We start from the raw sequence: 9,907 nt of genomic DNA, 5'->3' as shown, positions 1-9,907 counted from the left end.
GCAGCCCGGTAGCTCGTCAGGCTCATAACCTGAAGGCCGCAGGTTCAAATCCTGCCCCCGCAACCAAATTCCCTTAGCACAACACCCCAAAACCCGCCTCTCGGCGGGTTTTGGCGTTGCTGGGAACGGTCGTGGGATTCAGCGCGCAACAGCGGGATCCGTCAGTTCAGCTCATTCCGGGCCAGGAATTCCGCTGCTTGCACAGTCTCCAAAGCATTCGCGGTCTCCCTGAAGTACGGCAAGGTTTGCCAGAGAGTGCGGTCGCCGACGATATAGAAGCGGCGTTTGGCGCGTGTCAGCGCCACGTTCAGGAGGTTCGGCTTCGATGCGGCCCAAGCTGCGGCTCCGCTGTGATCGGCATCGGCGCCGAGCACCATAAAAACGATGTCCTCCTCCTTGCCCTGGAAGGTATGGACCGTGCCTATCCGCTCCCGCAGCCATCGAGACAACCTCAAAGGAGGGGACCGCATATTTCCGAGCGGATCGACCCATCCTGCATGGGTCAGAGCCTGCCTCAGATTGCTTTTGATCTCCTTGAAGGGCGAGATGATGTAGAGGTCCGGCAATGCGCCATCGCGGCGATAGGTTGCAGTGAGGACATCGACGATGAAGTCCGTCTGTTCGGCAACCGTCTGTTTGCCCGCTACCCTGCCCCTGACGTCGATCCAGGCGCTGTCACCATAAAATGGCGGCGCGTCGCCGGCCGGCCGGCGATTCTCCAGCCCGAATACCATCTTGTCCTGATAGGCGATCCGGTTGGCCAAGCCGAACATCGGATCGAAGCAGCGCCGATGCACCCTCAGTGGGGAGCCGATCCAAAGCCCGTCCGCTTCCTCGCCGGGGACGGTCGTTCCATAGCGGTTGGCGGCATCGGCGAGCATCTGCACCGACGCCCGGTTCGGCGAATATTGTCCTGCCGCCGTGTGGGCAGAGAGAGCAGAAGCGGCAGTGATCAGCGCGCTGGGAAGGATAAAGACCGGTTCGATCTGCTGCGGATCGCCGATCGCCATGACGCGGCGCCCTCGCAACAAGGCCCCGACCGCCGCTTGCGGCACCGCCTGACCGGCTTCGTCGATGAAGACCCAGCCGATCGAACCGGCGCCCAGCCCGCGAAATTGTCGGGCGAAGGAGGCGAATGTCGTCGAGACGATGGGAACGATCATGAAAAGGCTCTGCCAGATCAATGCTATGTGCTCGTCATCGACGGGACTGTTGTTGGACAGCAGTTTGCTGATGGCAACGATGTTTCCGCCAAAACCCCCGCCTTTTCTGCCAACCTCCGCCAGCCAGGCTTCGTGCAGCGTCAACGCCGCTTCCAGCAATGCCGAGCGCAGGCCTGCCAGCTCGTGCTGATGCCAGAGACCATCGATCTGCAACCGCTCGGTTTCGAGGTCTGTGAGACGCCCGGGCAAAGTGGGATGACCGAAAACTTCCCCCAGACGGTCGAATTCCTCTCTTTTCCTCTCCCAGATTTTCTGTCGTGACCGCAGTGCCTGTTCGGCCCGCTCATGTTCTCGCAAAGACTGTTGCCGCTGAGGTTCATGGATTTTCGCAAGATACTGTTCACAGTCCGCCAGCGCCTTGCGCAATTCCAGCTGCCGGCGTGCATTGGCGCCGACATTCTGCCGGTGCTGGCGGGCGGGACTGCTCGGCATCACTCGCTCCCACCAGGCAGGCGCGCTGCGGTCGAGCAGCTGTTCCTCCTCCTTCAGATGTGACAACTCTTCCTTGATCTGGAGCATTTCCGCCGCGGTCAGGTCGCAGCGCTTCTGCGCGCGCCGAAGGTCGGCGGCGGCGGCCGCGACCCGTTCAAGCGCGTCGCGGCAGAATGCATCCTGTGAGACCCGCGCGATATCGTCGTGGAGATCGGCATAGCGCCCATATTGACCGATCTTGTCGCGAACCCGCTCGTCGGCGGCACGAAAGGCCGACGATGCTTCGGCGAAGCTCGGCCCCTGATAGCTCTCTCGCCACTGCCAGATCGTCTGCGGCTTGGCCGCGCCGGACCAGCCGGGGTTCGGCCTTTCGGGGATCTCCATGAAGGCGAACCGTTCTTTGAAGGCTCGCCGGTTCCTGGAGTTGCCGAGCGCGCAGGCGATCAAACCCCATGGGCGGTCGCCGTCGGAAAGCTTGACGGCGGCGCCATTGTCCTTTTGGCAGGCGATCTTGTGCGCGACCGTCTGCAGATATTGGAGGGAAGACGTCCTGGCGATCGAGCTTCGCTTGGGAAGGTCGCGCGAAACATTCTCCACGGCGGCATTGTTGGAAGAGGCGACCACCATTTCGAAACCGGCGAGGCCCGGAATCAGCGCCGATATCGAGGCGGTGCTGCGGTCTGTGAAGGTGACGCGGCGCGGCGATCCGTCAAAGGCATCGCGCGCCACCTTCAAGGAAGAGAGAACGCGGGCGCGCCGAACGATATTATCCGCGAACATGTCGCGAAGCAGGGTCGTCTTTCCCGTCCCCGGTGGGCCGTTGACCGAGAAAAGTCCGGTCTCCGAAAGGTCGCCAATGGCGGAGTTGATCGCGAACTGCTGCATGAGGCTCATCGCGTGATGAGATTCGCTGAGCCAGCGTCCACTGTTGAGTTTTCCGGGATGCAAGGCCCGAATGATCGCCTTGCGCCCATCCTCCGAATAGAGATCGATCCGCTTCTCCGGGGCGAGGGGGGTGAGATATCGCCTGAGCGGCTCGGGAATATCACCGTGTTTGACGCACATTATCGCCCGCTCGATATCCTCGATGAAGAAGCTGTTCAGGATACCGATCTCTTCCTCGGCGCTTGCGCTCTCATCATCCTCATCGTCGGCATCGGGCGCATGGCTCTCCGGTCGCGGTGGCAGCGAGAGGATTTCGGGCCTTTCCGCCCTGTCTTTGTAGCGTATTTCAACCGCGGCAATGGGCTTCTCCTGATGCGTGGCGAAGCTCGCCCAATCGCAGAGCAATTCATGCAGCGTCAGGATTTCGCCGGCATCGAGCGGCTGATCGGCATCGTCGTCGAAGGATGAGGATCTCAGCTGTCGCTGCGTCCGAAAATTCTGAAGCAATTCCGTCAGTTGCCGCTTGCCGTCGGCAAATGCCTCGTGGCTGAGCGAGGAGAGGCCGGATTTTCGCACGCGCCCCAAAGCCCATGGAAGCGTGGACACGGAAAATGTATCGAAAATCGGCTGCCCCAGGGGTGTCAGCTGCAGGCTGGCAAAGCAGGTATCGCCGTCGAGATCGCCGCGTTCGGCATCCTCATATTCGGCGATATCGGCCGCAGTCATATCGAAGTGCCTGCGGACAGCGGTAATTTCGGATTTGCCGAAAACGCCGAGAAACAGGGTAAAACCCGTGATCTGCTTCTCCTCGGGGATTGCTGGACGGCTGAGCGCGGCACTGTCATCGTCGAGCGTCCTTGCATGCAGCCAGAAGACACTTCGCCCTTCACCTGCGACGATACGGCTGGAGAGATCGTAGGGAATAAAGAACTCGATCTTGTGCCAGAAATCGAGAATGGCCAGAAGCCGTTCCCTTTCGGCGCCATCTGCATTGGTCTGCATGAGGTTCCACTGAGGCGTTGCAAATTAGGCTTGCGCCTCTTTTAACAACGATCACAGCTCGAAATCAAAGACCATGGCGGCTGCGCGTCCAGGAACCGCCAGAAGGCATTGTCCCGGCAGGTATCTCGTCAGTGCAGACGTGGCTGGCGTCGCTCGCTGAGCTGCCAGCCTCGGTTCCAGCGGGCGATGGTCTCGGACACGACATCGGTCTTATGAGGCGTGGGTTCGGCCCTCGCCTGGATCCGTTCGAGGGCGGCATTTGCCTTGGCAACATAGTCGAGTGCGGCCGGATCGTCCGAATGCACGTCCCGGATCGCGGCGAAAACGGCCTCCGCTTCGGCCAGCCGTTTGCCGGCTGCAAGAGCAATGCCACGCTTGTAATGCGCCTGGATCAGATGCGGCCCGACATCGCCGACCAGGCGGAACGTCTCGGCGGCCAGGTCGTATTGATGCAAAGCAAGCTGCGTATCGCCAAGCCGCATCTGGATCGGCGTCGGATCGGGCGCTTGCTCGGCGAGCGCCTTATAGGCGGCCAGAGCCTCCGTCAGCCTGCCCCGGTCGAACAGCAGATTGGCGAGGCCAAATCCCGCGCCGGTATGGCCTGGAGCCGATTGCAGGACCTGGTTGAAGGCAATCTCCGCTTTCCCGCGGGCGCCGTCGCGGTACATGTCGAGCGCCTGTTCATAGACGAAACGAATACTGCGCGGGTTGAGCGCTCCATGCAGATTCTGGCCATTGCGGGTGCGGAAGAGCGTGCAGCTGATCCGTCGTTCCTCGACCCCGAACATATATTTATAGGGCTCGTTCCCGCGCAGGAAGTCATAGGTCTTGAAGCCCTGCTCGATCGCCCGCCGGATGCAGTGGCCATGCAGGATGAGACCGGGAGACGGCGTCTTCCAGTTTTCGTCGCGGCCGGTGACATAGAAGAGGATCGCCTTCTTCCGCCAGTCGACGATATTCGCCAGCGCGCCAAGCGGCTGGTCGCCATGCCAGAAGACCGGCACCTCGAGATTGCCGTTGTCGAAGCAGTCCATCAGCATTTCGCGGGTGGTGATGATCAGCCGCTCGGTCCGCTCCGCGCCTTTGCGGGTGCTCCACTTGGTCCGCCAGAGATCGAAGAGGATGTCCAGGTCGCGATGGATGGTCTCGGGGGTCGCCGTCGTGATGCGGAAGATATCGCCGCCTTCGACCTTGCGCAGGAATCGCCGGAGCTTCTGGCGCGTCTGACTGCTCATGCGCTGTTCGAGATAATCGTCAAAGCTTGCCGGCAGGGGAACGATCGGGCAGATCGTATTGTCGATGTTTTCATTGTTTCTGGGCGAGCTGTCGCGAAACATCACCTCCGGCCCCCGCAGCGCCTCGATCATCTTCTCGCGCCGTCCGGCAGGGCCGCTAAAATAATCGAGCTTCAGGTCGGTCCAGTTCTGATGTTTGATAAACGAGGCAAAGCCGGCAATGGCATGATGTTCGTAATCCGGCCTGACGATGAAGCCGGTATAATCGGCCGCAAAATTCCCGGCCATTATGATCTCGTCGTAGAAGAGGCCGGTTTTTTCGTTGAGATGCGTGATGAGGCGCAAGGGAAAAAAAGCAACGTAGGGTGCATCCGGATCGCGTTCGCGAAGGGCGAGTATGAACCAGCGGCGCCGGCGCGACAGATAATTCTTCAGCCAGATCCAGGAGAGGAAATGCTGCGCATCGGGATCGTCCATGAAGACCTGGTCCCAGTTGTCGCGCACCGCCTCGAACCCGGCAATGGTGTCGATGATATCTATGCGCATGGCCGCCCCCCAATACTCCATACGTTACTCGGGAGCTTTCATTCTAAGGGGAAAAACCGATCTTCAAATAAGCCGTCCGGATGATTTTCAGGGCTTAATTATGATTAGTTTTGAGCCGGCAAATAACCCAGAATCCGGATATATTTTATTAAATAATTCAATTACATAGAGTTAAGCAATTTGTATGAAACACGATGCCTCAATATAGGTCGCCAAGGTGTCCAAAGTTCGGCCACTCACCATACATAAGGACTAGATCAGAGCTCGCCGGAGATCCGCGGGCTCGCATGGATAAAGGCCCAGAGCGTCCGGCTGATGGCGACGATCTCGGCTATCGACTTCTCCAAATGGTCGATCTCGCGCGCATCCATCTGCTCGATCTTGCCGTAGCGGATCTCCTTGTCGTCCTCGACCAGCCGCATCAATTGTGTGCTTGAGATGTCTCCCTTGTCGTCGAAGGAATAAATACAATGATTGTATTTGTTGCGGGTCTTGGATTCCTTCTTCAGCCGCGCCATGGCTGAAAGGATCGCTTTCCGGTCGGAAGGCGGGGTCGAAGCGAGCTTTGCAAGCCGTTCGATGAGATCCATCCGTGCACGTGTCGTGTTGAGGGTCAGGAACACGACGATTGCCGCATCTTTTTCGACCCGGAGGAGATGGGCAATGATGTAGATCAGCAGGCTTTCGGTATTCGTCCAGACATAGTTCAGGCGCCCGACCCGTAGCAGGACATCCGACATCGCCGCCATGCTCGCCCTTTCTTCCCCGGAGGGGACGATCCATCCCGAAGGGATGATACATTACCGACATCATATCAGAACACGGACAAATCCCTGATCCTCGCGGACCCCCGTCGTTTGCTGGATCGCTCAGCGTTCCTTGAAAGCCCGGGACATGCTGTCGGTAATTGGTTTGCTGATATATTCGAAGAAGGTGCGTTCCGACGTCTGGATCAGCACTTCGGCCGGCATGCCTGGAACCGGATGGAAATTATGCACCCGCGCAATCTCGGAGTCGGGTATTGCGACGCGAACGATATAGACGTCCTTGACCGAGAGGCCCGCATTCTCCTCGATCGAATCGGCCGAGACATAAAAGACCTTGCCCTCTAGAACCGGCGTCGTCCGCCGGTTGAGCGCCGTCAGCCTGACCGATGCCATTTCTCCCTCGCGCAGCTGATCGATGGAGGTTCGCAGCACCTGCGCTTCCAGGATCAGCGGCACATGCGCCGGCAGGATCTCCATGATCGGCTTGCCCGTGGTGATGACGCCGCCGGCGGTATGAAAATAGGAGCGTACGACGGTTCCCGACACCGGTGAACGGATGGTGGTGCGCTCGAGCACGCCTGCAGCCTCGCGCATCTGTTCGCGCACGCTGTCGAGATCGGATTCGGCGGTCTCAAGCGCATCGAGCGCCGCCTGCTTGTTGGAGTTGACGGCGATGACGGCTTCCTGGCGGAATTTGGCGATTTCTGCCTCGCTCTCGTTGATCTCGCCGTTCAGGCGCGCAATGTCGCCCATGGCATCGGCGATCGCCCGCTCGATCGCCAAGAGATCCGTCTTGCGCATATAGCCGACCTTGACCAGCCGGGCCTTGGAGTCGCGTTCCTCGGTCAGCAGCGATAGCTGCCTTTCGAAGGATTCCTTTTGGCCGGTATAACCGGCGAAGCGATATTCCAGCGATTGGATGTTTTTTTCGATCAGATTGAGCTGCTCTTCGAGCTTGATCTGCTTGCTGTGAAAGACGATGTTCTGGCTCTGGATGATCGCGTTGATGTCCGGATCGCCCGCCTCTTTCGTCACAATAGCGGGAAGGTGGAATTCGCGCAGACCCTGCGCTTCGGCGCGCAGCCTTGTGACGACGGCTTCCAGGCGCAGGCGCCGAAGCTGCAGCATCCGCTCATTCGAGCGAGAGGCGGTTGGATCGAGGGTCAGCAAAATATCGCCTTCCCTCACGGTATCACCCTCGCTGACGCGCATCTCCTTGATGATGCCGCCTTCCAGATGCTGGACGATCTTGTTGTTGCCCGTCGCAACGAAACTTCCCTGGGCGATGACAGCCGAGGCGAGCGGCGCCGTTGCGGCCCAAAAGCCGAACCCTCCGAACGAGGTGAAGAGAACCGTCAGGCCGACGATGCTGTGCATCCGGATCGAGCGCGGCACGTCGCTATACCATTCGAGCTGCACCGGACCGGCGGTCTCCTGTTGTTTCCGTGCCATAGCCTTCACCCTTCGATGCGCGGTGCTTGTTGACCGTTATTGCTGTTGTTCTTCGATAGCGCCTGCAGCACCTCGATCCGCTCCCCGAACATGGCGACAGTGCCGTCCTTCAGCACCAGGATCTTGTCGACGCACTGGAGCAGGGCCGGGCGCTGGGTGATCGTCACGGTGGTGATGCCCTGCTTCTTGGCATGGATCAGCGCCTTGGCAAGGGCTGCCTCACCCTGTGTATCGAGGTTCGAATTCGGCTCGTCGAGGACGACGAATTTGGGATTGCCGAAGAAGGCGCGAGCAAGCGCGATGCGCTGCTTCTGGCCGCCCGAAAGCGGAGCGCCGTCGGCCGCCACGATGGTCTCGTAACCCTGCGGGAAACCCGCGATGAGCTCGTGGACGTCGGCCAGCACCGCGGCCTCGTAGATCTGGTGATCTTCGATGTCGTCGCGCATGCGGCAGATATTCGCCTTGATCGTGCCGGGAAAGAGCTGCACGTCCTGCGGCAGATAGCCGATGCTTTCGCCGAACTGGCGCTGATCCCAGTTTCGCAGATCCATCAGGTCAAGGCGCACATTTCCCGACGTGGGCACGATCGAGCCGACGAGCATCTTGCCGAGCGTCGTCTTGCCGGACCCGGAATTGCCGATGACCGCCAGCGATTCGCCCTTCCTGAGGGAGAAGGAGATGCCGTTGAGAATGACCTTCTTCTGCGGCGGCGGCACGAACAGAATGCGTTCGACATCGAGCCGGCCTTCCGGATTGGGAAGGCGCAGGCGCGGGAAGTTCAACGGCGAGTTCAAAAGCAGGCTCTTGATCCTGGAATAGGCGGCCGCCGACCGGTTGAACTGGTGCCAGCCTTCGATGGCGCCTTCGATCGGCGCCAGTGCGCGTCCCGAGATGATCGAAGAGGCAATCACCATGCCGCCGGTCAGCTCACCGGAGAGCGACAGATGCGCGCCCCAGCCGAGCAGAGTGATCTGGGTGATCATGCGGCAGGCCTTCGATATGCCGGAGAAGATGATGTTGCGGTCCTGCGCCTCGACCTGCGATTTCAGCGAGCCCGCCGTTTCCCGGCCCCACATCTTCACTGCCTCGGGGATCATCGCCATTGCGTTGATGATCTGCGAATTGCGCGACATGGAATCCAGGTGGAAATTCGCCCGGCTGAGATAGCTGTTGGATTCGGCAAATTGCCGGGCGGTGAATTTCTGGTTCAGATAGGCGATGAAGAATAGCACCGCGCAGCAGGTCATGATGATGATGCCGAGATGCGGATGCACGAAATAAACGACGACGACGAAGAACGGCATTAGCGGCGCGTCGAGAAACGCAATCAGCGTGCCGGATGTGAGGAAACCGCGCAGCAGCTGCAGGTCCTGGAGCGTCTGATAGTCTTTGCCGCTGCCATGCAGCGAGGCCCGCGCCGCAGCGCTGAGGATCGGCGCGCCGAGCTGCACTTCGAGTTCCACCGCGGTTCGCATCAGGATGAAGCGCCTAACCGTATCCATGAAGGCCTGAAGCAGCACGGCGCCGAGCACGGCGATCGAGAGCATGACGAGCGTGTCGATCGAGCGGCTGGTCAGCACCCGGTCGGATATCTGGAAGAGATAGAGCGGGATCGCCAGCAGAAGCATGTTGATGGCGATCGTGAACATCATGACGACCACCATGTTGCGCCGTACGGCCCCCATGCCGCGCGCGAGGCTGGCGGCGAAATTCACAGGCTCGCTGCGCTTGTGAAAACCGCCGCCACTTCCCCCGCCCCCGCCTTCGCCGCCCCCGGGATCGGAATGCTTGCCATTTCCGCCTCCGCCGGTGCGGAGACGCCTGTCGGTCTCGCTGACCGGACCGCTGTCGCCTTCGATGGTCTTAGCGAAAGGCATCGTCGGGCTCGATTTGAGCTCGGTTTTCTCTTTCGGCAGTTCAGGCGTCGCCCGCGCCTCGATCGGCGATGGGTCGGATGCCTCCGCCAGTGTTGCTTCAACCGGTTTTTCTTCCACTGGTTTTGTTGGTGCCGGGCCCCTCATCACTGCAGCGGGAGCCGCCGGTTCTGCATTCCAGGCTTTTAATGAGGATTCCAACGTCACCGTCTTTTGCGGGAGGGGTGCCTGCACCGTGGCTGCGCGCGCCATATGGGCAGCGTCGCTTGCTGGAACATCGGCCGGCGCCTTGCTGCGATCGGAAGACGCAGACGAAGCGGCGGCACCGGTGAGCCGACGAAGGTTCTCGACGGCTTCGTCGATCGCAGAGATGCACAGATCGTTCCTCACCGCTTCCGAGGGCGCAGCGGAGGGAATATTGCCTGACCTCAAATCGAGGGCGCTGCCCGCTGCAAAGACTTGTTTCGAAATCTGGTTCATCGTGATTCTCT

The 9,907-nt window shown here is 60.1% G+C and carries 5 protein-coding genes; all 5 read right to left on the bottom strand.

Annotation, left to right across the window (positions count from 1 at the left end; genetic code table 11):
- Positions 1-161 precede the first annotated feature (161 nt).
- Positions 162-3,542, bottom strand: a complete 3,381-nt coding sequence (locus OS035_RS08700; RefSeq protein WP_331813609.1) for a DEAD/DEAH box helicase — start codon at positions 3,540-3,542, stop codon at positions 162-164.
- A 128-nt stretch (positions 3,543-3,670) separates the two neighbouring features.
- Positions 3,671-5,323, bottom strand: coding sequence for a GNAT family N-acetyltransferase (locus OS035_RS08695; RefSeq protein ID WP_183781812.1), 1,653 nt, complete (start codon positions 5,321-5,323; stop codon positions 3,671-3,673).
- A 257-nt stretch (positions 5,324-5,580) separates the two neighbouring features.
- Complete coding sequence (locus OS035_RS08690) at positions 5,581-6,072, bottom strand: hypothetical protein (RefSeq protein WP_097628473.1); 492 nt, start codon at positions 6,070-6,072, stop codon at positions 5,581-5,583.
- A gap of 120 nt (positions 6,073-6,192) precedes the next feature.
- Entirely contained in the window at positions 6,193-7,542 is a 1,350-nt protein-coding gene (locus OS035_RS08685) for an HlyD family type I secretion periplasmic adaptor subunit (protein WP_097628472.1), read from the bottom strand.
- 5 nt (positions 7,543-7,547) lie between these two features.
- Positions 7,548-9,896, bottom strand: a complete 2,349-nt coding sequence (locus OS035_RS08680) for a type I secretion system permease/ATPase (RefSeq protein ID WP_097628471.1) — start codon at positions 9,894-9,896, stop codon at positions 7,548-7,550.
- Positions 9,897-9,907: the final 11 nt, after the last annotated feature.

Origin of the sequence: Rhizobium sp. 268, assembly GCF_036571585.1 — a bacterium.
GTDB classification, from domain to species: domain Bacteria; phylum Pseudomonadota; class Alphaproteobacteria; order Rhizobiales; family Rhizobiaceae; genus Rhizobium; species Rhizobium redzepovicii.
Note: the sequence above shows the minus strand (reverse complement) of the source record. Positions and strands in the feature narration are given on the sequence as shown.